Annotated in this window: 17 protein-coding genes and 1 pseudogene; 17 read left to right on the forward strand and 1 reads right to left on the reverse strand. The window is 43.5% G+C overall.

The genetic code is table 11. The features are described 5' to 3' along the window. Positions 1 to 188: 188 nt before the first annotated feature. The 13 genes and pseudogenes from T359_RS0106615 (at position 189) to T359_RS0106680 (ending at position 17,814) form a co-directional block, all read left to right on the forward strand. A complete protein-coding gene (locus tag T359_RS0106615; RefSeq protein ID WP_026516784.1) occupies positions 189 to 7,298 on the forward strand; it encodes a clostripain-related cysteine peptidase in 7,110 nt (2,369 codons plus the stop codon). Between the two features lie 120 nt (positions 7,299 to 7,418). Continuing rightward, the gene (locus T359_RS0106620) at positions 7,419 to 9,239 is read left to right on the forward strand and encodes an ABC-F family ATP-binding cassette domain-containing protein (protein ID WP_026516785.1); all 1,821 of its coding nucleotides are present in this window, start codon (positions 7,419 to 7,421) and stop codon (positions 9,237 to 9,239) included. Positions 9,240 to 9,298: 59 nt separating this feature from the next. After that, positions 9,299 to 9,877: pseudogene (locus T359_RS19595) on the forward strand (DUF4143 domain-containing protein); the annotation flags it as partial. Positions 9,878 to 10,040: 163 nt separating this feature from the next. Continuing rightward, positions 10,041 to 11,132 (forward strand): macro domain-containing protein, encoded by a 1,092-nt coding sequence (locus T359_RS0106630; protein ID WP_026516786.1) that lies wholly within the window; start codon positions 10,041 to 10,043, stop codon positions 11,130 to 11,132. Between the two features lie 131 nt (positions 11,133 to 11,263). Further along, positions 11,264 to 11,947, forward strand: a complete 684-nt coding sequence (locus tag T359_RS0106635; RefSeq protein ID WP_026516787.1) for a vWA domain-containing protein — start codon at positions 11,264 to 11,266, stop codon at positions 11,945 to 11,947. Positions 11,948 to 12,029: 82 nt separating this feature from the next. Continuing rightward, on the forward strand, positions 12,030 to 12,605 hold the full coding sequence (locus tag T359_RS0106640; RefSeq protein ID WP_035783894.1) for an NUDIX hydrolase: 576 nt from the start codon (positions 12,030 to 12,032) through the stop codon (positions 12,603 to 12,605). Positions 12,606 to 12,856: 251 nt separating this feature from the next. Next, positions 12,857 to 13,126 (forward strand): acylphosphatase, encoded by a 270-nt coding sequence (locus T359_RS0106645; RefSeq protein ID WP_035783896.1) that lies wholly within the window; start codon positions 12,857 to 12,859, stop codon positions 13,124 to 13,126. Between the two features lie 320 nt (positions 13,127 to 13,446). Next, positions 13,447 to 13,716: a hypothetical protein gene (locus T359_RS0106650; protein ID WP_026516790.1), complete on the forward strand. Its 270-nt coding sequence runs from the start codon at positions 13,447 to 13,449 to the stop codon at positions 13,714 to 13,716. 64 nt (positions 13,717 to 13,780) lie between these two features. Continuing rightward, a complete protein-coding gene (locus T359_RS0106655) occupies positions 13,781 to 14,593 on the forward strand; it encodes an N-acetylmuramoyl-L-alanine amidase family protein (protein WP_197027065.1) in 813 nt (270 codons plus the stop codon). 291 nt (positions 14,594 to 14,884) lie between these two features. After that, positions 14,885 to 15,157, forward strand: a complete 273-nt coding sequence (locus tag T359_RS0106660; protein WP_242839061.1) for a Mor transcription activator family protein — start codon at positions 14,885 to 14,887, stop codon at positions 15,155 to 15,157. Positions 15,158 to 15,503: 346 nt separating this feature from the next. Further along, positions 15,504 to 15,842, forward strand: coding sequence for a hypothetical protein (locus T359_RS0106670; RefSeq protein ID WP_026516793.1), 339 nt, complete (start codon positions 15,504 to 15,506; stop codon positions 15,840 to 15,842). A 70-nt stretch (positions 15,843 to 15,912) separates the two neighbouring features. Continuing rightward, positions 15,913 to 16,602: a hypothetical protein gene (locus tag T359_RS21430; RefSeq protein ID WP_051545054.1), complete on the forward strand. Its 690-nt coding sequence runs from the start codon at positions 15,913 to 15,915 to the stop codon at positions 16,600 to 16,602. A 39-nt stretch (positions 16,603 to 16,641) separates the two neighbouring features. After that, positions 16,642 to 17,814 (forward strand): SPFH domain-containing protein, encoded by a 1,173-nt coding sequence (locus tag T359_RS0106680; protein ID WP_026516794.1) that lies wholly within the window; start codon positions 16,642 to 16,644, stop codon positions 17,812 to 17,814. A gap of 297 nt (positions 17,815 to 18,111) precedes the next feature. Here the strand turns inward: T359_RS0106680 and T359_RS0106685 are convergent, their stop codons facing one another. Further along, positions 18,112 to 18,567, reverse strand: a complete 456-nt coding sequence (locus T359_RS0106685) for a cysteine hydrolase family protein (RefSeq protein ID WP_081795442.1) — start codon at positions 18,565 to 18,567, stop codon at positions 18,112 to 18,114. A gap of 264 nt (positions 18,568 to 18,831) precedes the next feature. On the opposite strand from T359_RS0106685, the gene T359_RS0106690 reads away from it, so the two are divergent. The 4 genes from T359_RS0106690 to T359_RS0106710 all read left to right on the forward strand — a co-directional run bounded on the left by T359_RS0106690 (position 18,832) and on the right by T359_RS0106710 (position 24,169). After that, positions 18,832 to 19,812, forward strand: a complete 981-nt coding sequence (locus tag T359_RS0106690) for a hypothetical protein (protein WP_155840022.1) — start codon at positions 18,832 to 18,834, stop codon at positions 19,810 to 19,812. A gap of 103 nt (positions 19,813 to 19,915) precedes the next feature. Next, positions 19,916 to 20,323, forward strand: coding sequence for a (deoxy)nucleoside triphosphate pyrophosphohydrolase (locus T359_RS0106695; protein ID WP_026516797.1), 408 nt, complete (start codon positions 19,916 to 19,918; stop codon positions 20,321 to 20,323). 230 nt (positions 20,324 to 20,553) lie between these two features. Beyond that, positions 20,554 to 20,730, forward strand: a complete 177-nt coding sequence (locus tag T359_RS22400; protein ID WP_155840024.1) for a hypothetical protein — start codon at positions 20,554 to 20,556, stop codon at positions 20,728 to 20,730. Positions 20,731 to 21,139: 409 nt separating this feature from the next. After that, the gene (locus tag T359_RS0106710) at positions 21,140 to 24,169 is read left to right on the forward strand and encodes a toll/interleukin-1 receptor domain-containing protein (RefSeq protein ID WP_026516799.1); all 3,030 of its coding nucleotides are present in this window, start codon (positions 21,140 to 21,142) and stop codon (positions 24,167 to 24,169) included. Positions 24,170 to 24,260 lie beyond the last annotated feature (91 nt).

Consider the following 24,260-nt stretch of genomic DNA (forward strand, 5'->3'; position numbering starts at 1 on the left):
GAAATTCTTAATTTTTTCAAAAATCTCCGATTTTGGCAGGAAAAAAACAAAAATGTCAAGCCCAAAATCCCCCGGAAGCCCCATGGGACGGGGTGGCAATTGAGCAAAATAGCGTTTATGATATTAGTAACTAGGCGTTTATTTAGCCAAGGGTATAAGTGTGGAATTGTGGTTTAGGAGGTATTTGCATGAGACGAAGAATCAGTGAGATTTTGGCTTTAATTCTGGCGTTTTCAATGATCGTCACAGCTCCCGGAGTCAGCGCTCTGGCGGCTGAGACCTATGAAGACCCGGATGAAGTGATCTTTGAAGCGGAAGACCCTGAGGAGGACTCTTCTTTAGAGGAAATTGTCCTTGAGGCTCAGGATGAAGAAACAGAAGAGTTTGAGCTTACAGAGGAGACCGATGAAGAGCCCGGGGAAGAACCCGGGGAACAGCCTGAGGATTCGGGGACCACAGAAAAAGACAGACTGACACTGATGGTTTACCTGGTTGGCTCTGATCTTGAGCGCAAATATTTCGCAGGCACTCTTGATATGACAGAGATCCTTGCAGGAATAGATGCAGCCCTTCTTTCAGATAAAAACACCGAAGGAAACAAAGATATTCCTATTAATGTAATAGTAGAGACCGGTGGTGTTTCTTATAATCCGACAATGTCCGATGCACGTGATGCGGCTCAGAAAGCCGAACTCCGCGCCACTGCAGCTAAAGATATAAAAAATAATGAGAGCTTTTTCACTAAATATGATGCCGGTCTTAAGAAATTGATCGGTGAAAAAGATCTTGGTGCCAGAACTATTTTTGATACTCTGACTGCCAAGAGCTATGAAGGTGCGATTACAGGTCCCCAGGACCTTGGAGAGCCCATTGACTGGACAAAGAATCAGAGATGGAAGCTTGTTGCCAATCCCACTGATTTTTCAACAGCACCACTTACTCCGGCTAAGACTCCGGTAAAGACTGAAAATGAAAATATCAGTCTGGTGAAGTCCGATGAAGACGGCGTTATCACCGAGCTTTATGATTTTGTTGACACTACAATGAGGGATTACCCTGCTGAGCAGTATGCTCTGGTTCTCTGGAATCACGGCGGCGGACCGGTCAACGGTTACGGCGTTGATGAGCGTGATGAAGAAACTGATGAGAATGGCAATATGATTCTCAAGAGGGCAGGTTGCGTTACCGGAGACAATGTCCGTAAGACCTTTGGCAAGCTCAAAGAGAGCAGAGGAGATCAGTGGAAGGAATTTGCCTTTGTAGGATATGATGCCTGCCTTATGGGTGACATTGAGGAAGTTATGGCCTGGGACGACTACAGCAGATTCCTTATAGCTTCCGAAGACCTTGAGGGTCAGGATGGATGGTTCTATTTACCATGGATGTACACTGTTTCATGCGCTGCCCTTGATAAAGAGACAGATGTGTTCCTGGCCACCAATGATATGGACGACTTTACAGAGCAGGTGGGAAAAGAAGTAGTTGATAGCTTTACCCAGTGGTATGAAGGCAGCGACGGAACCCTTGCACTGTTTGATTTAAGAGGTACTAATGCAGAGTCTGTAGCAAATGCTGTAGATAACCTTTCAGATGTTTTCCTGGACTACCTGGCTGATGATCCCACAGCGGCTTTCAGAAGCTTCTATATTGGAAATAAGAATGCTATCAAGTTTGCAGGCGATGGTGCAGGAAACAGTGATATCAGAAGCCTTTGCACTAAGATAAAGGAGCTTTTGCCCTTAGAAGGACAAAGAAGCGAGATCGAGATCAATCTCTATGATGCTGCTGATCAGCTTGAGCAGCTTCTTTACGATGTTGAAAACAATAAGGGTACCTTGATCAATTATTATCAGAACACCGGAGCCTATGAGACAGAGAAGACCCTTGGCGGACTTACTGTATTTACTCCATATATTAATACCGGCGAAGCCTGGAAATATTGGAACATGGTATACGGCAAGCTTGAGGAAAGACAGGCTTACAGAGATCTCATGGGAACCTATGCCGGCATTCAGGACACCGGTAAGGTCCTTTACGATATATACACGAATAAGGATGACAAATATGCAACAGAGGAAGACGGAATAAATGAGCTGGAGAGAGTTCTTGATGAGAACCTGAAGAATTTCAACATTTCCGAGCGTGCTCTGTATCTTGTTGAAGATACAGCTCATGATCTCTATGAAGAGAGAATCACCAAGAATGATACCGGAGCGGTTCCAAAAGACGGTGTGTACTACAGTACCAATGACCATTGGACCACGGTGGATGACGTATATCAGCACGGAAGAATTGATTTTGAGAATGAAAATAAAGAAATACAGAGCATGTATTTAGGATATGTTTCCGACTTCAAAGCTACAGAAGACGGCATAATACTTGAGCGTTTCGGAAAGGATCTCAAGTGGTTCTATCTTTCCAATGAAGGTAAAACCTATGTTTATCCCGTTAATGTGGCTGACGAATACGGTGACGATCCCTTTACCGGAGAACTGTATATAGAGGTTCCCGCAGTTCATTTGGAACTTACTTCCCATAATGATGATTATGATGATGTTTTCACCCCTCTTGAACCCATCCTGTTGGATGTGAAATTCGAAGCGGGCAGCGAAACAGGAACTATTGAGGGATATAGCACCTTTACAAGCCTGGATAGTATGAACATCTCCAGATATGTAAGCAGTGAAGAATTCAGTGACAAGAGCTATATCGTACCTTTATATGATGCTGCTGAAACCATTGTGGGAGATTTTAACAATATTCGTTATTTCCTGGACAAGGATGGCAACTTCCTGCTTCAGAGGACAAAGCTTAAAGATGCAGTGTTGGGAAGAGGAACCATTTCCCAGGAATATATCGATAAGATGGCTGCAGAGCTTACTGACTGGGCCTATGACCGCCAGAAACCTGAGCTCAAGCTTGGAACAGCTTCAGCAAGTATCAAGGCTGACCATATCATCAGGGATATGTTCCAGAATGAATACTATATCTATGAAGAGGAGCCTGCTCCACAGGATAGCAAAAAGAAAGCAACCATTATGCTCTATGGTATGGGCTCAGACCTTGAGAGAAACAGTTATGCTCTGTCCAGTGATATGACAGAGATTTCAGCAGGCCTTACAGCTGCCAAGGAAAAGCTGGGAGTAGAGGAACTGCCCGTAAACGTAATTGTGGATCTCGGCGGTGTCAGCTATGACCCTAATGCAAGCGAAAAGGCAGAGGGCATTACCAGAGAAAATAAGATTGATAACAGAACTAATCTCAGAGCCACCATAACAGCGGGAGATTATGAGTTTGTCAGATACAATCAGAAGATGAAGGAGCTTGGAGCTACAAATCCTGATTCTTACAAGATTTTCAGCACCTTGACTCCTACTGTTGAGAATGGACAGGTGGTTTCCGGCGATGTCATTGACTGGGAGCTCAACCAGCGCTATGAGCTGCTTCCTCTGACACAAGCTGATGATAACTCATATTATTGCATTGCATCTGCTAAGAACTACTATGAAAACGATGATCCAAAGCAGAAGGTTTCCATGTCATACAGCGATGAAACCGGCGTCACACCTGAGCTTTATGACTTTGTAAAGACCACCATGGAACAGTATCCTTCAGAGCAGTATATCCTGGTGCTCTGGAACCACGGCGGCGGAGAAGTTGCCGGCTATGGAAAAGATGAGAGAGGTTCAACTCTTATCAATTCCTACAATGTAAAGAAGACCTTTGAAGCTCTGCAGAGAGATGTTGAGAACTGGCAGTCCCTGAGCTTCGTTGGTTATGACGCATGCCTTATGAGCACAATGCAGACCATGCAGTCATGGTACGGCGTTGCTGACTATATGGTAGCTTCCGAGGCCCTTGAGCCCGGAGACGGCTGGGACTATGTGGGATGGGTTAACCGTCTCAGCGTAGCAGCAGCTGAGGATAAAGATGATGCCTTCGGAAAGAGCAGCACCATGGCTGCAATTACCGAGGATATTGGAAAGACCATAGTAGATGACTATGTAGCATGGTATGTCAAGGATGGCGATGATTCCATGGGAACCATGGCTCTTATGAAGCTTGACTGGAATGAGCTCTCCAAGCTTAACAGAGCAGCTGATGATTTTGCCGATGCTCTTTCCGGTTATATACAGGCTAAGCCCGATGAAGCCTATGGCGAGATCTATGACATAAGAGGTGAAACAGTTGAGTTCGGTGAAACTGCTGACCTCAGACACTTTGCATTCATTACGGAGAGGAATCTCTATGGACCGGCCTATGCCGATGAGACTACCGATCCGGTTGTTACAGCTGTAGTTGATGCAGCACAGAAGCTGATGAAGGTCTTTGACAGCAAAGAACCTGTGGTATATCACAAGAATACAGGCTATTTCGAAGACTGGATTGCCAAGGATAATACTCAGCTTGGTGGCGTTTCAATTGAATTCCCTTACAGAGGTGACTCCACTGAATTGTGGGAAGACTATCTTGAGCTGTACAGAAAGATTGATCCAAATTCCAATTCCTGGCGTAACTTCATGGGCAGCTATACTGCCATCAGAAGTGCCGGACAGGTACTTATGGATATCCATACCGGAAAATATACCACTGAGGAGACCTCTGTTGCAGCTATAGAGCAAAAGCTGGGAGCTTCTCTGGAGGCCTTTGCGGTAAATACTGAAATGGCAGCCAATATTAAGAGCAAAGCCCCCAAGGCTCTGTATGATAACCGCATTACTGCAATGGATCTGAATGTAATAAATCTTGGCGATTATTACTATTCAAGACCTCTGTCAACCGGCAATAAGCTTTTGAAGGGCGTAAGCCAGCATGGATGGCTGACCGTGGGCAATAAGAGTTACGGCCTCGGACTTCTTCCCGGCGGAGAACTGGACGATGCAGCCTCTGAAAACGGTATTAAGCTGTACAACCACAATGAAAACAACAACTGGTTATGGGTAAGTAATGCAGGCGGAACCCTGATCTACCCTTCATCAATTTATGATACTTATTTATCCGATGCCCAGGGAAATACCATGGGAAGTACCCTTTCTGCCTCCTTGCCGGTAGCTCTTATGTCCGGTAAAAAGGATGAAAAGGGAGAGATCATTTATACCCAGGATAGGCTCGTATATCTTTACGCACTGTTTAAGGATGGTGATAAAAACGGTGAAATTGAGACCTATTCCGTTATTGATGCCGATTGTCCTTATGCATGCAGCCGTGTTGAGGATGTTAAGGATCTGAAAGGAAAGTATATCCTTCCTCTTTACAATGCTTACGAGAATCTCCTGGCAGGCGGTTCTGAGTTCGCTACAGTTTTGCCGGGAGTTGATCCTATTCTTATCGATGAACTTGTGGTTTCCCGCGGAACCGAAGCGGAAGGCCTTAAGGTCATCGCTGCAGCAAATCAGGGAATGCCAAGTGATGATATTTACATTACAAGCGGCTATTACTTCATGGATAAGTTTGAGCAGTCCTATGAGCTGCATGAGAAGGAATACAGATCCTTCGGACTTAGATGGGGTAATCTCTACGAATCAGGAAATTCCATGAGACTTCCTGAGGGAACCAAGTTAACAGCAGATTATCTGTTACCTGTACTCTACGTAAACGGCGAGTACAACGAAAAGGAAACTGAGAAGTATAAAGCAAATATCCTTGCCAACGCAAAGATTTCCGTCAACGGAGAGATAGTTCCTTTGACAGAGGAAGGCTATGTTCTGACAGCCGACAGCGTTGTATACGTAATGCTTGATGAGGCGGACCTTGTACCTGAAAAGATGGAGCCCGGCTTTGCTACCATGACTGAGGAGCAGAAGGCAGCAGCTCAGCTTATGTGGAGCGACGAATTCATGGCTGTATGGGATCAGGTAAAACCTCGCGTCATCGTGGTCAAGAATGAGATCAGTGAAGATGATCCACGCTCCGGACTGGATCCTGTGATTCCTCTTGTTCCTGAAGAGGATAATAAATATAGCATGATCATGGTGACAGGACAGACCTATAGCCTTGGAAAAGGCCAGTGGGTATCCTCCGGCACCGAATTCGTAACCGTAGGCAAGACAAACGGTAAGGTAAAAGCCAAGAAGGCAACTCCTGTGGCTACGGATGAAGAGGGTAAGGATGTAATAGTATCCGTTACAAATAAGGCTGCTAATCCTGAGGTTACATACAATATTACTGTTGTATCACCTGCCCTTTACGAGGTAGAAGATAATTCCGGAGAGAGCAAATATACAGCTGTTAAGGCCGTTATCCTTACAACAATAGCTCCCGACGGTGAAGCCGGAAGAGCAAGGCTCAGCCTCCTCAGTGCTGATGTGGTTAACGGAGTTCCCGGCACTATCACCTTCAACACTGCATGGGTTAGCTCAAATCCTGCGGTTGTAAGAGTTGTTCCCGATGATGAAGACGGAAGCACCTCCTGTACAGTTGAAGCCATCGGAAATGGAAGCGCCAAGGTTACAGCCTATGTTAACGGCAAGGCATACAACTGCAAGTTTACCGTAAGTGATGTATTCGGAAAGAAGACAGGCTATGGCGTTCCTTCCAAGTTGGGAACAAAGGCTGATTCTGACGGATGCCTCTATGAAGAAGCTGAGATCTGCGTAAATCCCGGAACATCCACAGCCCTGAGTTACGCTAAGAACAGCGGCTTTAAGCCGGCTAAGGCTACCTGGAAATATTATGATGGCAACGAAAAAGAGCTAAGTGAAGACACGGCTCCTGCCTACGTGAAATCCGGTAAGCTTGTGGCTGTTAAGACAGGTACAGTTAGAATTTACGGATCTTATGCCGCAGGCGGAAACACCGTAGAGGCTGAATTTACAGTAAATGTAGTTCCCGCACCTGCAAAGAGAATGGCTTACATCAATGTTGGCAAGGCAGCTACCCTTAAGTTCTATAAGGTAAAGAATGCCAAGGCTACCTGGGCATCTTCAGATGATAAGATCGCAACCGTTGATGCCAAGGGTAAGGTAACCGCTGTCAGCGGCGGATATGCAGAGATTACCTGCACTTATAACGGAGTGGAGTATAAGACCGGAGTTTATACAGAGACTCCTGAACTTGATACCACAGACAGCAGACTCAAAGCCGGTGCCAAGGCAAATAACTATACACTTACCCTGAAGAAGGGCTCAAGATTTATGATCGGTACTCCGGGTGTATATCATAAGCTCAATTGGAAATCCTCAAAGGCAGCAGCCTTCGTTGATGAAAATGGCATTATCGAGGCAAGAAGTGCCGGAAAAGCCACTGTATCCGCCAAGATAAACGGCGTAACAGTCAAGATTGCGGTAATAGTTGAATAATAATACCGGGAAAGAAACCATAGTCTGATTTGTACAAATAAGCCTTAGCATGGTAAGATTTATTCGGCCATGTTAAGGCTTTTTTAATATATTAGGAAATTATTAGATACAGGGATACAAATGAATATTTTAAATGTTGAAAATGTAAGCAAATCATATATGTCAAAGCCCGTGCTGGAGGGGATCTCCGTGGGCATCAACGATGACGACAAGATAGGCGTGGTGGGCACCAACGGAACCGGCAAATCCACACTGCTGGCCATCATCGCCGGGGCGGTTTCTCCCGACAGCGGACAGATCGTGGCGGCCAATGGCCTCAGGATCTCATACCTTCCCCAGAACCCTGTTTTCGATCCGGACAAGACCCTTCTTGAGAACATTACAGACAGGATCTACGCCGGTGGTGATAACTGGGACAAGATGGGAGAGATAAAGGCAAACCTCTCCAAGTTTGGAATCGACGATCCGGAGTGCAACCCCTCTATTTTATCCGGGGGACAGAAAAAGAGAGCGGCCCTGGTGGCGGCCATTATGACTCCCTCGGACCTTCTGATATTGGACGAGCCCACCAACCATCTGGACTCAGAGATGATCGAGTATCTGGAGGAGTTTTTGCAGCACTTCAGAGGGGCACTTCTTATGATAACCCACGACAGATATTTCCTGGATGAGGTTACCAATCAGATCCTGGAGATCGACAAGGGAAGCGCCTACAGATATGAGTCCAATTATTCTGGATTTCTGGAGCTCAAGCAGCAGCGCCTGGACTACGAGCAGGCAGCAGAGAGAAAGGCCGCCACTTTGTACAGGAAGGACCTGGCCTGGATGCTCAGGGGCGCAAGGGCCCGTTCCACCAAGCAAAAGGCCCATATCCAGAGGTTTGAAGCCCTTCGTGACAGGCAGCGCCTCGAGGAGGAGAGGCAGGTTGAGCTGTCATCCCTTCCCACAAGAATGGGCAATAAGACCATAATCCTGGAGGGAATCTCCAAGGCCTATGGGGAGAGAGTTCTTTTTAGCGATTTCTCCTATACCTTTAACAAGCTGGACAGAATAGGGATCATCGGACCAAACGGCTGCGGCAAGTCAACGCTGCTTAAGTGTATTGTGGGTTCCGTTGAGCCCGACAGCGGCTTCGTGGAGATAGGACAGACCATCAAGATCGGGTATTTCGGGCAGGAGAATGAGGCCCTTGATGAGAGCAAAAGAGTTATTGATTATATAAAGGATACAGCAGAGTTTATCAGATGTGCAGAAGGACTGGTGTCAGCCTCTGTGATGTGCGAGAGATTTCTTTTTACCCCGGAAATGCAGTATGCGCCTATAAGCAAGCTCTCCGGCGGGGAAAAGAGAAGGCTGTATCTGCTGAGGGTTTTGATGGAGCAGCCAAATGTTATCATCCTGGACGAGCCCACCAATGACCTGGATATCCAGACCCTTCGTATTCTGGAGGACTATCTGGACAGCTTTGCGGGAATCATCATCACCGTAAGCCATGACAGATACTTCCTGGACAGAGTGGTGACAAGGATCTTTGCCTTTGAGGAGGGCGGAAGCCTCTATCAGAGCGAGGGCGGATATTCTGATTACCTTGTGCATAAGAAGGCCCTGGAGGAGGCCAAAGCCGGGGCAGGAAGCCCGGCGGGAAAAGCAGCTAAGGCTCCCGTGGAGGATGCGGCGCCCAAGGGCAAATACCGTGCTCCCAGGGAGAAGACCAAGCTCTCCTATAAGGAGCAGCAGGAGTACGACAATATCGAATCCGAGATCGAGGCTCTCGAGGAAAAAAGTGCCGACCTGGAATCCCAGATAGCTGAGGCCGCCACAGACTATCCCAGGCTCATGGCCCTCAGCAAGGAAAAAGAAGAGGTCGACGCCCTCATCGAGCAGAAGATGGACCGCTACGTGGAGCTCCAGGAGATGGTGGATAGTTTTTCAAATTGCTGATTAAATGACCCATGTCATACTATTACCTAAAAATGCGTCAAGTCGCAAAAAATGGTAATACAACACCTACAAGGATCTCGAACACTTTTGCAACGGAAAGACATAGTAGCTATACACACAAAACAATAGCAACTCATATAGATTTTCTGGAAGAAGCATATCTCATATCAAAAGCAAACAGGTTTGATATCAAGGGCAGGAGATACATAGCTGCTAATCTTAAATACTATTTTACTGATGTTGGGCTTAGAAATGCCAGATTGAATTTTAGGCAGCAAGAGCCAACGCATCTTATGGAAAATGTTGTTTATAATGAACTCTTAGCAAGAGGATACTCCGTGGATGTTGGTATTGTAGAAGTGAATCAGAAGAATAGTGAAGGCCAAAACGTGAGAAAACAGTTAGAGGTGGACTTTGTGACCAATATGGGAAGTCAGCGTTACTATATACAGGTTGCATATGATCTTTCTACTGAAGAAAAACAGCAGCAGGAATATAATTCGTTTAGAAACATTCCAGACTCTTTCAAGAAAATTGTACTTGTAAATGGATCTTCAAAACCATGGAGAAATGATGAGGGATACGTAATCATGGGAATGAAGTATTTTCTTCTAAACATAAATAGCTTGGATTATTAAGGAAGCTCAAATAGCTTATAGAAACGATGATGTAGGAATACAACAGAAGTAAGTAAATTTATAAGTCTTATTTTAAGGCATAGAGTTCTTTTTATCTGAGAACGGAGTATGGCTTACAAAGGCTGTGCCTGTTCAGTATTTAGAAAAGATGGAGTGAGTAATTATGCCATTTCAGATCATTAGAAACGATATTACTAAAGTAAAAGCAGATGCCATAGTTAACACGGCAAACCCAAATGTGGCCATCGGGGCCAGCGTTGATTGTGCCATATACAAGGCAGCAGGAGAGGATGAGCTTCTTGCGGCCAGGGCTGAAATAGGGCGCCTTGAGCCCGGGGAAGTTGGGATAACTCCTGCTTTTAAGCTTGGGGCAAAATACATTATCCATGTCAGCGGACCCTGGTGGAGGGGCGGAGATCATGGTGAGGCGGATCTTTTAAGGGTCTGCTACGACAAGTCTTTGGAGCTTGCCTATGAGCACAGGTGCAAGTCCATAGCATTTCCGCTGCTTGCAACGGGGACCTATGGATTTCCCAAGAGGCTTGGTATCGAGATTGCGGTAGAAGCCTTTACCCGGTTCCTTGAAGGGCATGAGATGGAAATATTCCTGGTGGTGTTCGGAGAGAGATCTGTTAAGATCTCCGGAGAGTTGGGAGAAGAAGTCCGCAGCTATATTGATGACGACTATGTTGCAGAGACTCTTGAAGAGGAGTACAGGTCTGAGCGTCCTCGTGAGAGAAGACGCATAGAGGCCTCATATGAAGAATCATCTTATGAAGCGTCAGAACGAGAGGATGAAGTATATGGCGCTCCGCTGATGTCTTCCATAAGTGCTGCAGGAGCTGCGTCGCACAGGAAGCCCAACCTCTTTGCTTCCAAGAAAGCACAGTCTCTGGATGACGCTCTAAAGAGCATGTATACGGATTCTTTTGAGAAGCACCTTCAGCAGCTTATCAACAAGAAAGGCCTCAAGAACTCTGAGGTTTATGCAGCTGCCAATATTTCAAAGCAATATTTTTCAAAGCTACTAAAGGGTCAGGTCAAGCCCTCCAAAGAAAAGGTCCTTGCTCTTGCAGTGGGGCTTCGGCTCAACATGGATGAAGCCGTTGATTTCCTTCGGCTTGCGGGATATGCTTTTTCTCCTGTATCTCAGACGGATATTGTGGTGGAGTACTTCATAAGACACGAGGATTACAACGTAATGAAGATCGATATAGTGCTGTTTGATTATGGCCTGGATTCGCTTTCGGGCTGACACTTATCAAGGGTTTACATAGGTCGCCTTAGGGTTGACCTATTTCTTTTGCCAAAAAGGTATTATTGCATCAGAACAAAGGAAACAGCTCACTGCAGTGAGCTATAGATGTAATGATGGAGGCAAAAGAGATGAGTAAGGGATATACAGAGATTGTTTACATTCTTGACAGATCAGGTTCCATGGGCGGCCTTGAGGCAGACACCATCGGAGGTTTCAACTCCATGATGGAGAAGCAGAAAAAGACCGGGGAAAAGGCCCTGGTTTCCACAGTTCTTTTTGATGATGAGTGTGAGGTTATCCATGACAGGGTGCCGATTGAAAAGATTGAGAAGATGACCGACAAGCAGTATTACGTCAGAGGCTGCACAGCTCTTCTGGATGCAGTTGGCGGAGCTATACACCACATCGGCAACATTCACAAGTATGCCAGGGAAGAGGACAGGCCCGAGAAGACCATCTTTGTCATCACCACAGACGGCATGGAGAATGCCAGCAGAATATATTCTCGTGATAAGATCGAGAAGATGGTCAAGAAGCAGCAAAAAAAATATGGCTGGGAGTTTATCTTCATTGGAGCCAATATTGATGCTTATGCTGAGGCCAAAAAGTACGGAATCCGTAAGGATAGAACAGTTAATTACGTCAGTGATGGAATCGGAACCGGCATCGTATATGAAGGCGTATCAAAGGCAGTCTGCTCGGTTATGATGGCGGGTAGCGCCCGGGACGTTGATAAGGATCTTGGCGGTAGCGGTTGGGATATGGATATCGATGCTGATTTCCAAAGAAGAGGCAGGAAGGTAAGGAGATGATTATGCCACTTAGTAGGCGTATTAATGGTATCATCTTTATGAACATTATGGATGGCATTAGATGATAGTTACGGAGGCTTTGATGGCAGAATACCTTGATATTGTTGATGAAAATGGAAATCCTACCGGCGAGACGGTGGAAAGGGCATATGCCCACAGGAACGGTGTGAGGCACAGGACAGCGCATGTGTGGATCCTGAGAAAAAGAGATAATAAGATTCAGGTTCTTTTGCAGAAGAGGGCAGAAACGAAGTCTTTTCCCGGGTGTTATGACATTTCCAGTGCAGGGCATATACAAGCGGGGCAGGAGTTTCTTGAATCTGCTGTAAGAGAACTTCATGAGGAGCTTGGTATTACGGCTTCAGAGTCTGAGCTTGTATATTGCGGCGACAGAAGGATCGTCTGGGACGATGTGTTTTTTGGAGAGGAGTACCACGACAGGCAGTTTACGAAGGTTTTTCTTCTGTGGGCAGACGTGGAAGAAGGCGATCTTGTTCTTCAGGAGGAGGAAGTAAGCAGTGTGCTGTGGATGAATCTGGATGAATGTATAGCCGGAGTGAGGCAGAATGCATTTAAGCACTGTATCTATCCTGAGGAACTTGAGATGGTCAGGAAAAAAGCAATAGAGGGATTTCACAGCGCAGATAATCCAGCATGAGATAGATCATTTTGAGGGAATACTGATCTGATTTTTTTATGTAACTCCGAAACGCTACTTCATAGGTTGTTACGCCAAAATATGGAGATAATTGGTCTTGCGGCATGTGAAAAGGCGCTCTAAGACCAATTATCTCTAAATTATTGCATATAAGTGCTCTTTTGCGTTATAAAGAAATAGATAAGTAGCAAATAAAGTAGCAGATAAAGTAGCAAATAGAGTAGCAAATAGAGTGGCAATATAGTATAAATATGATCAAGAGATACAAACTTCGTTTCTATGGCGCAGTTCAGGGTGTCGGTTTCAGATATACCGCCACCCATGCTGCCAATATGTACAGACTAACCGGCTATGTCACCAATGAATATGACGGCTCCGTCACCTGCGAGATCCAGGGCGACGATCCCGCCATCGACCAGTTCGTGGCCACCATCATGTCCGGCCGCTTCATCGGCGTCGAACGCATAGACAGGACACCTCTGCCACCGGACGATGAAGAGCGTAGCTTCGAAGTGAAGTGAAGGAGTGAGTCACCTGATGATAAAAATATTAAAATTTGATGGATTATGGCTCCAAAAAATTATATGTATGTAAATGCGATAAAAGATGTATGAAATAAAAAGGACTAACATATTAAAGTTGGTCCTTTTTTCAATCCTGAGAAAACGTTTTTTGAAACGTTTAAGTAGCGGAAATACTGAAAAGAAATAAAATTTCACTATTTTTTACAGGGGTTGTAATATTTTTTTTCAAATGCTAAGCTTCATTTTGTTGGCGACGTCACCAAAAAACATGTAGGAACAAAAATGTAAAACTTTAAGTGAGAAATATGAGGTGGGATATGATGAATAAAAGATTTCTAACCAAGGTATTTGCATTTGCAGTCAGTGCATGCTTTGCGTTACAACCTGTTACAGCATTAGCAGCGGAAACATCCGGTAATGAGATTACCATGGAGACCCGCACCAGAGGCAGAACGGTTCTTGACGAAATATTGGCTACAACTAACATGTCAGAGTGTATTGCTTTAGATCAGCCGTACACAGATCCTAAATTTAATTCAAATTATGATCTGCTTTCATTTTGGGGTGGAGCGCTTTATAAAAAATGAAAGAGATGATTATTTTTCCAGAATAGATCCCGGCAGTATTGTAACTGAGGGAACATATATATACGTGATCAACATAGGTGCATATGGTTCCGGCAGATATGCCATTTCTCCGGAGACTAAATTTATAGTAGATGGACAGGAATGGGTTTTCATGAATGGCTTGGAAAATACCAGCGATGGCTATATGTACGCATACTATTGTTCACCCGAATTTGAGTTTTCAAGTGGTGCCCCGGTTGAGACCAAATCAATCGTTGAAGAGAATGGCATGTATTACTGCCTGGATGAAGAAGGCAACAGATTGTATGGCTTCCAGACAGTAGATGGAGAAAATTACTACTTTGGCACTGAGTATGACCCCACAATGAAGTTTGGTAACCAATACATTGATGGCAGAGAATATTACTTTGGTGAAGATGGAAAGACTCCAAAGAACCAGTTTGTTTCACCCTGGTATAACACATATTATTATGACGAGACCGGATGGCCTCATATCGGTTGGCTTGAGCTTGATGGCGAGAAATATTATGCCGACGAAAATGGCATTATCCTTAAGGGCGTTAATACCATTGACGGAAAGACTTATCTCTTTGACCGCAACGATGGCGGCAAGATGGTTAGAAATAAAATGGCTCACGACTATTACGGCGATCATTACTATGATGACGACGGCGTGATGCAGACTGGCTTCGTCACTTATGAAGGAAATACATGGTATTTCTATGAAAATGGTGAGATGGCCAGGAATTGGCAGACAATCGACGGTAATACATACTTCTTTGGCGACAATGATGGAATAATGGCCACAGGAACAACATTTATTTACTGGAGATACTACGAGTTCGATGAGAACGGAGTACTTCAGGGCGATATCTGATAAAGTTTTGGACACTAGTGCCGGCTGCTGTGTAATTTATACACGGTAGCAGGCACATTTTTGTTGCCCCATTGACTCACTTTTGTCTGCCACAGCCTCCCGTTGACTTACCTCCGTCTAGTTTTTGAAATTCGCGAAAAAATCATGCCCTAATGTGAAAGGAGGAATGCGCTGCAAATGTATTCGGAAAAACGGCAGTGCAGATTTCACATGAAAAATACAGGGTATAAGGCAAGTGATATTTTCAAAAATGATTCATTACAATTGAATAAAGACGAGGAGGTGACAGCTGTGAACAGTAATCCGGAACGCTATAGCGGTGTATACAAAGAGTTGGCAGAATTACTGGGAGATGCCGCAACAATGAAGATCTGGAAGCGCTTTTCCGGACTTAACATCACATTCCCTCAGAAGCTTTATTCAAAAGAATTTCGCGAGGAATTTATCAGGGAAAATATGGATTTAATGAAGCCTGCGGAGATGGCAAAAGCTCTTGGCCTTTCGGAGAGAAGAGTCAGGCAGATAATGGTGGGGATAAAGCAGGGCAAAAACACAGATATTTAGTATTGAAAAGCAGTCATTATATGGACGTAAAAATGATACAATAATTAAGTGAGCGTGTTTAAAAAACAAGTATAAGGATAGCAAGGAGGATTTGTAATGGCTAAGGTTAAAATAGTGAGCAAAAAGCCAATTTCTCAGAACCTAAGGGACGTTTTTATACTCAGCTGTACAAATATGACATTTTGCCAGGACAAATGAAGGATAGATCCATGAAAGTGTCCGGAGAATGTGAAAATCTTGTATACGCTAATAGTGGTATGTATTGGCTTGAAAAATCAATTGAGACATTTGCTTCAAATTACTTGCTTACAATAAGTGCCAGCAGTCTCAGAGATTCCTTCGTCGTGTGCTAGACCATACACGTATAACAATTGATAATGCCAAAGTTGCAAGAGAAGAGCTTAAGAGCAAAAGAGATGCTGCCCTTGAAACAAATACACTTGATCTTCTTACAGCAATTGAAAATCAGATGAATTCGCTTAGGGATGCCGATACATTTGACATGGCTATGGAAGCTGTAAATAATATTCGGTATTTACCTTTCGCGAAAGATCCTTTTGGAAATTTCTTTTGTTATTCGTTGAGCAAAAAAACTATATCTTTCTATTTTCATGTAGAAGAGAAATTCATTGATACGGAACTTACATTGCATGGGTTTATTGAGTCATTGTACATGAATTCCTGATTAAAAGAGTTTTAATATAAGTGATAAGGGGATATAATCATCTTCGTATTATATTAATCGGAGGAGACTAATGGCATTTTTAAATGAGGTTGGAAAAGCTATTGGAAAAGCATCACAGGGGATAAGTGATGCAGCGCAGACGATTAGTGAAGCTGCGCAAGAAACGAGAGAGACGATTGCCCGCGAACGACAGGAAAAAGCAACTGAAAAAGAGGCCAAAAGACTTGCTGAACAAGAGAAGGCTGCCAAAGAGGCAAAAAAATGTCCGCAGTGTGGTCAGCCCCTTAATGGTATTGTGGCTAAATGCCCTGCATGCGGATACGAGTTTCATAATTTGAGGGCAGCAGATTCAATCGTAAGCTTGACAAAAGAGATTGAAAAACTTGAGAGAAAACGAAATAACATAAAAGATGCTGTCGCTTCGAGAATATCGAAATCCACAGAAAATCCTACTGATGAAAAAATAGCGAGTTTGATTAGAAACTTTATTGTTCCAAATACTAAAGAGGATATCTTTGAGTTTATGATCCTTGCATCCAGTTATATGAATGCAAGATTTTTGGCAGGTAAGACCTTAATTACTGATGTAGCTCCTGTAGTTATAAAAGCATGGGAAACAAAGTTCTATCAAACATATGAAAAGGCAAAGCTTTCTTTTGGGAATGATCCTGATTTCAAGAAAATACAGGGGATTTTTGATAAAAAGATGGCAGAAATAGAAGCTGAAAAGCCGATAAAAAAGAAGTTTCCGTTTTTTTGATATCATTAAATTATGGAATAAAGAGAAAGGGGAGGAGCAATGGCACTCTTTAACAAGAATGACGGCGGATTTATGGATGTCATTAGATGTGACGAAGCAGATTACCTGATATGGAAATGGCATCCACAGGGATCAGATGCAGAAACAAGTCAAAGAGCTAATCAGATCAGGTGGGGGTCTTCTTTAAGAGTTAAAGAAGGATCTGTCGCAGTATTTCAATATCCAAACACACAAGATGCACTTGAATTCTTTGAAGGCCCATATGACAAGCTGATAGAGACAGAGAACTTTCCAATTTTAGCGAATGTTATAGGTATGGCGTATAATGGTGGAAGTCCATTCCAGGCAGAAGTTTATTTTATTAATCTTGCTGGTTTGGTAAAGATGGGATTTGGAGTTCCCAAAACTAAGGTAGTTGATTTCGACTACAACGACTTTAGTGTGGATGTTTTTTCTCGTGGAGAAATAAACTTTAATATTTCAGACTATCACAAGTTTATTGAGAAAAATACATTGAGGGCTTTTGATATAGATTTACTTAAAGAAAAAGTTCGGTCATCCATTCAACGTGAGGTTGCATCTGTCTTGCATCAGGCACCTATTGAGTATAGAGTTGGAGTGCTTCAGATTGATAGCAAGAGAGAGGAAATCAATAATGAAGTAGACAGCAGACTTAAGGAAGTTCTTTACGATGAATATGGAATTACGGTTACAAGAGTAGATATAACAGCTATTGAAGTTGACGAAAATTCTGAGGATTACAAAAAACTAAAGAAAAAACAGCAAGGTGGAATGAAGGTTTTTGCCAAGTCTGCTGGCGACTTGATTGGGGCGATTGGTGAAACTAAGGTTAAGGTTCAGGCAAAGAAAGATGCCTTGTCAGACAAGTATGGTGTTAATCTATCAGAAAAGAAGGATCATGTTGGAAAAGCAGTATCCAACCTATTCACTTCTGCCGTTAATGGTGTAAAACAAGTGACAAAAAATGCTCCACCGCCAATTCCGTCATATCATGTTGTGATTGAGGGAAAGCAAGATGGGCCGTTTGATGCTTATAAATTATCCACGATGATTAGTGAAGGCAAAATGGGTAAAGATACTTTGGTCTGGACAAACGGAATGAAAGAATGGGAAAAAGCAGGCGATAAGTTGCCGGAACTGTTTGATTCAGAAATATCCCAAGTACCACCTATTCCGCCTGTTGGTGAATAACAAATAAAAAATAACAACGCAAAGAGCATCCCTTGGCATTGGTGAAACTCACGTCACCCTAGCTGTGGATGCTCTTCATTATTTTTTTGTCTGATTCCTGATGAAGCGAAAGCCATCGAATCAGCCCTCATAAGAAAATGTAATGACTCCGGTGAAGCTTAAGCCGCCATTGCTTTGTATTTTCTTATCTGATTATTTATACGAATGAAAAATAAGTTGTGGCAAAATATTTTTTATGATATAGGTGTCAAAAGTCATAAATGTGTAAATGACATTAGTCATGGAGCAATTCGTATATCATTTCCATTGGCACAAAGTCGTCCCAAGTTCCGCCAGCTCTTCAAGGGTCTTTTCATAGATTTTGGCATTTCGTGCAGCTGTGCAGGAGCGATTGAGGGTGACTTTATAACCGGATTTTAATGCATCAATACAGGTATGCTTAACGCAGCTGTTTCCATCCACACCCACAACTTCAATGTCAGTAACATTCAGATTCTCCAGGGCTTTTACAAAAGAGGCATTTGTGAAGGCGCTGGGGAATTTTTTTTCATAGATATTATCTGAGACAATTAGCAGATCCTTTGCCAAAGAATATTCATCACTGTCCCCATTAATTCCAATGTTCCTGACATAGAAAACAGAAGTATTCTCCGATTTGGCCGCACTGATCCGGGCGTTGATCCTGGGCAGCAGGTCAGCGTCATAGTAGGGGAGATATTTTTCTTGAACGTCTATCACCAATAGAATTTTCATAAGATAATTATACTCGATAATGCATGTTCCATAGAAATCTGCTATTTTGACTTGCTAAATGGCAAAATCGCCGTAAAACCGTCAAATTCTTAAGAACACCTTAAGAAAGTGGTCACACAATGTTCATTTGATATACAGTTACTGTGATGCTATACTTCATCTTGCAGTCCGAATTCTGCGGACTAATATTCTATTTTTTTCTGGATTCACAGGCAATTCGCCACACTGATTCCAAAATAACTAAATCAAAGAGAGGAAAAAGTATTGAGTATTGAATTAACAGTAACACCTAATGATGTACCACGTATTACGTTTGAGGAGGCCAGAAAGAGAATTGCAGAGATGAATCTGATCAATGGCTTTTTGCTTGATTCCATCGCAGAAGATGATGAGAAGGGAAGAATAGTTGTAAAGTGCATAGTTGACAGCGTCTTGGATATGGATATTCCTATTTCCACAGTGAAGTCACAGAAGGTCATAAATGGACTTGATTCCATCTACCATGGGATCCGTCTTGATGTTTCCATTGAAAAAGAAAAGGCCTTTTTAGGTAACACTACAATCTACGACTTAGAGGTGGAGGATCGAGCTGCTGACAAAAAGGAACTTCCCAAAAGAGGCAGATATTATCAGGCCCTGACGGATAGCGTGAACCTTCCTACCAGCGCCAGCTATATGGACCTTCCGGATTATGTATCCATTACAATTCTGTCTTATGATCCTTTTGACAGTGGAGATATGTACTACGAGGTAAAATCTGTGGTTGAGTCTCATCCAGATATTAAGTATGAAGACGGGATCAGGAGAATATTCCTCTATGGAAAAGGGAAAAACAATCTCAAAGGTACTTCTGCGTATAGAGAAAGGGTCGAGGAAGTGGTAAACTATATTGTAACAGGTGAGAAAAAAGAAAATCCGGATCCTGTTGTAACTACAATGGACAAAATCGTTTCCGACACCAAGGGAAAAACGGAGGTTACGAAGAAGTTTATGCAGAATTGGGATAGAATCGAGCATATAAAGCGAGATATTACTAAGGAAGTAACTGAAAAGGTGACAAAAGAGGTAACTGAAGAAGTAACGAAAGAAGTAACGAAAGAAGTAACGAAAGAAGCCGTCTTAGGCTTCATTGAATATGGCAGAGCTCTCAATGACACAGATGAGAATATTCGTAGCCTTATAAAGGCAAAGTTTAAGCTGGATGACGAAACAATTGATGAATTTTTCAGCGAGGCTTCTGTATAAGAACATAGTATATGATTCCCCGGAACACTTGTAGACACTGGTTAAACAAGGGCGCCGGGGAATTTTGGTAGATGTATTAGTGAAAAACAAGGCGGAAGAATATATGAAAACAGTTAACGTGGTCGCAGCCATCATCTGCGACGATTACCATAAGAAAACAAAAATACTGGCAACCCAGCGTGGTTACGGCGAGTTTAAGGACGGCTGGGAATTTCCCGGGGGAAAGATCGAAGAATGCGAGACTCCGGAGGAAGCCCTTGTCCGAGAGATCAGGGAAGAGATGGGAGCTGAGATTCAGGTACATGATCTCATCGACGTCATCGATTACGACTACGAGAAGTTCCACCTCAACATGAACTGCTACTGGGCTACCGTGGCGGAGGGGAAGCTTCAGCTCCTTGAGCATGAGGCCGCCAAATGGCTGACCCGGAGCGAGCTGGACAGCGTCGACTGGCTTCCTGCGGACCTTGAGCTAATTCCTAAGATCGCAGCGGGGATGACAAATAATTAACTAATATTGACTTTGCACAATTAACTTTGATATATGCGTGAACTGACAGAGCGAATCCTATGCCAAGGCGATGGAAATGCTTAAAGCTCTGGGGATGAGGAATAGCTGAGTTTGTCAAAAAGTATATAGAAGTATATAATGAAATAAGAAGTATATAAGAGTATATACAAGTATATAGAAGTATATATCATTTTTGCAAGTATATAGAAGTATATAGGAGTATATAAGCTGTGGAAAGAAATCCATTTGTTTTAAATTTTGGCAAAGTCCCTAATCAGTATATCAGCAGAGAGCTTATTATTGATGAGATAACTCAGGAGATGTTTGATGAAGATGGTCAGAATAATTGTTTTATGCTTACCGGAACAAGAGGAAGCGGCAAAACTGTTACCATGCGGTTCTGGTAAAGTTCGATGAAGCGCTCAGCCACTACGTATATAAAAAGATGTGGTCTGAACTTTCAGAGAAGGATAAATGGTTCTTGTCTTTTATTGTGAAAAAAGAAGTGATGCCTGTATCTGAACTTCTGGAAATGACTAAACAGAAGAAAAATGAGTTTTCGCAGTATAGAGAAAGACTGAGAGATAAGGGACTAATTGATGTTTCTAACAGGGGAATTATCAAATTGCCGTTACCGCGTTTCGATGTTTTTGTAGAAAAAGAATATCCTTGATGGGAAAAATATTACCATGACAAAATATAATAATTGTATAGTCAAAAAGCTCCTGACCGGGAGCTTTTTTGTTGCCCCGAAGACATGATACAATATCTATACTTACAATATTTCACTACTAATTCATAATTGTTGGGGGAAAAATGAAATACGACGCATTTATTAGTTACAGACACCTTGAAAAAGACATGCTGGTAGCCAAGGGAATTCACAAAGCCCTGGAGACCGGCAGGATCCCTATGGCGATCCAGAAGGAAACCGGGAAAAAGAAGATCAACAGAGTCTTCAGAGATCAGGAGGAGCTGCCCATAGGCAGTGACCTTGGCAGCAACATCGAGATGGCTCTGTCTGAGTCAGAGTTTCTTATTGTCATCTGTACTCCCGCTACCAAGGAATCCTACTGGGTTATGAAGGAGATAGACACCTTCATCGCCACCCATTCCAGGGATAAAGTTCTGGCGGTTTTGGCGGATGGGGAGCCCGCAGATTCTTTCCCTCCTCAGATCTGCTGTGATGACTTCGGAAATCCCGTGGAACCCCTTGCTGCGGACGTAAGAGGCAGCAGCAATCGTGAGATCCAAAAGAAGATAAAATCCGAATCCCTTCGTCTTGTGGCAGCTATTCTGGGCTGCGACTATGACGATCTCAGACAGCGCCATAAAGAGCGTATCAGAAAGCGCAACATGACCATTATAGCCGCAGCTGCCGCGTTCTCTTTGGCCTTCGGTTTCTACAATGCTTACAATCTGCGCAGAATCAGTGAGAATTATCAAAAGATGCTGATAAAGGAATCAAAGGTCCTGGCTGAAAAGTCCATCGACGCTCTCGCAGCGGGAGACAGACAAACAGCCGGTCTTTTGGCTATGGAAGGTCTTCCCGTGAACGGAAAGGACAGACCCTTAGTCAGTGACTGCATATATGCCCTTGAGAAGGCCAATAATTCCTATGACCAGGGCATTATCCCTGTTTATGATAAAGTCCTTAAGCATGACCGGGAACTGCGAAGCTTCCAGCTAAGCAGTGACGGAACAAGGCTTGTTTCCATCGATGAGGGCTATGCCGTGTATTGGTGGGAATTAAGCAGTGGCAGATGCATTTTAAAAAGAGATATGAGTCGCATAGACGGCTCAGAGGATTATGTCCAGGCAGCCGCTGAAAGCAATGGCCGTCTGATAATTGTTACCAGAAGGTTTCTCACGGCTTTCGATGAAAACGGAAATGTGGCCTATGGCGTGGATTTTTCTGAAAACAGATGTGATGGCGCATATATTGACGAAGATAACAGGTATGCAGTGGTGGCAAAGGACTCATCCTACGGCACCGGGGACCTGGAAGTCTATGATCTTTCAGACGGAAAGCTTGTAAGAAAATTTGCCCGAAAAGGAGAAAAAGAGTTCTCCGTTCAGTCCGCACATTTTAGTGATGATTACAAACTCCTTCTTGTTCATCAGTGGGAGTATGACAGCGAAGATCCAACAATCCTCAACGTTTTAAATATGGACACCGGCGCCTCATCCGAGTATGCCCTGAAAGAAAACTCCCTTATGGAATGCACTTTTACCCCTGACAACAATATCGCTGCGGCCTCAGCAGACAGCGGATATGAGGGCGGCTCTGAACCTGTAAAACTATATGTTCAGAAGTTTGATCTTAATACCTGCAAGGAGCTCTTTTGCAAAGATTTCGAGTTCAAAGAAACCTATTACAACAAAGGTGGAGCATATTACTTTTTTGCGGAAATAAACCTGAAATCCAGAATCTATCAAGGGGATAACGGGCAGGAAAAAGATCTTGTGCTGACAGCCAACACCAATCTCTACAATCTTGATCTTGATACCGGGGAGACTAAATTAAAATATATAGCTCCTGCAGATATTGAAAATATTTATCTCGTTCAAAATTCCGATTCCATGATGGTGGGAACCTTTGATGGAAAAATAAATTATATAAGCGCCGAAGACGGCAACGTCTCCCAGGCAGTGTCATATTTTACATCCGAAGAGATGCAGTATTTCTATGCCGGAAGAGGGCATATTATATCAAGGGACCTCGCCACCCCCAACCTGGTGGTCATGTCTTTTCTCCCGGATCCCGGCAAGGTTGATTTTGATGAATGCGAGGACGATGTTTTCTATATGACCTCAAGCCCCTCAGGACGAACCTTTGTCGCTGCTGTTTATAAGGGCTTTGTGGACGGCATCTGGACTATTCACGTCTATGATACTGAGACCGGAGAGGAGCTTACGAACCTGTCCTATGACGATATTACTTTTGACCATGCATTCTACAAAGACGAAGATACCATCATCATATTGAGGGACAGCATGGGTATATATCAGTACACCATCAGTACCGGTGAGGTGGAAGATATCAGCTTCAGGGATGAAGAGGACCGGATGGAGCTGGTCATCAGTGAGGATAAAAGGCACTTATTGTATCATTCCTATGAGGATTACTATGTGGTCGACCTTATGTCCAATACAGTGGTATATCACTGCACCGATGAAGAACGGAAATATTCTTTTTCTGATTGCGAGTTAGTTGACGGTGGAACAAAGGCCATTGGAAAAAGTTATGATGACGAGATGCTTTTGCTTAACATCGGAAATGGCAAGTGGACAGAGTTTTCTTTGGGGGATTATGTTAAAAGATACGGAGTAAGCCCGGACGGTGCATATATCGCTGCCGGCTGCGCAGATGGAAAGATGCGGGTCATCAGTACCGACAAGGACAAAGTAATACATGAATTTGCCTTCTCCGATGATGACTTCAGCAGCCTGATCAGATTCTCAGAGGATAACAGACTGCTCTTTATGCAGGGCGTGGATATGCTCTTTAGGGTATATGACCTGGAAAAAGGGAAATTCCTCTATATATCCGATGTGCAGATGGAGGACATTTCCTATGTTAATTATGATAAAGAGTCCGATACTGTAGCTGTCAGTGATTCGGTGGGTATGTACATCGTGGATCTGGCTGACAGCGGCCTTTTGCACTATATTCCTTTGGGAAAAAACTTTGTTCCTTCCGCCAATGAGGCAATCTGCTATGATGATAAAAAGATATTCAAGTTTAAGATCCGTTCCATGGATGAGCTGGTAGATTCTTTCAATGAGCAGTTTGAAGGGGCGCAGCTTACCGAGGAGCAGAGGATTAAATACAAATTGGACTAGGGCAAGCTAGGAAGCTATTGGTGTGCATGCATCAATAGCTTTTTTGGTCTTTTAGATTTGACAAACAATCAATTGATGTGTACACTATCAA

The sequence above is a fragment of the Butyrivibrio sp. MC2021 genome (assembly GCF_000621605.1).
In the GTDB taxonomy this organism is placed as follows: Bacteria; Bacillota; Clostridia; order Lachnospirales; family Lachnospiraceae; genus Butyrivibrio.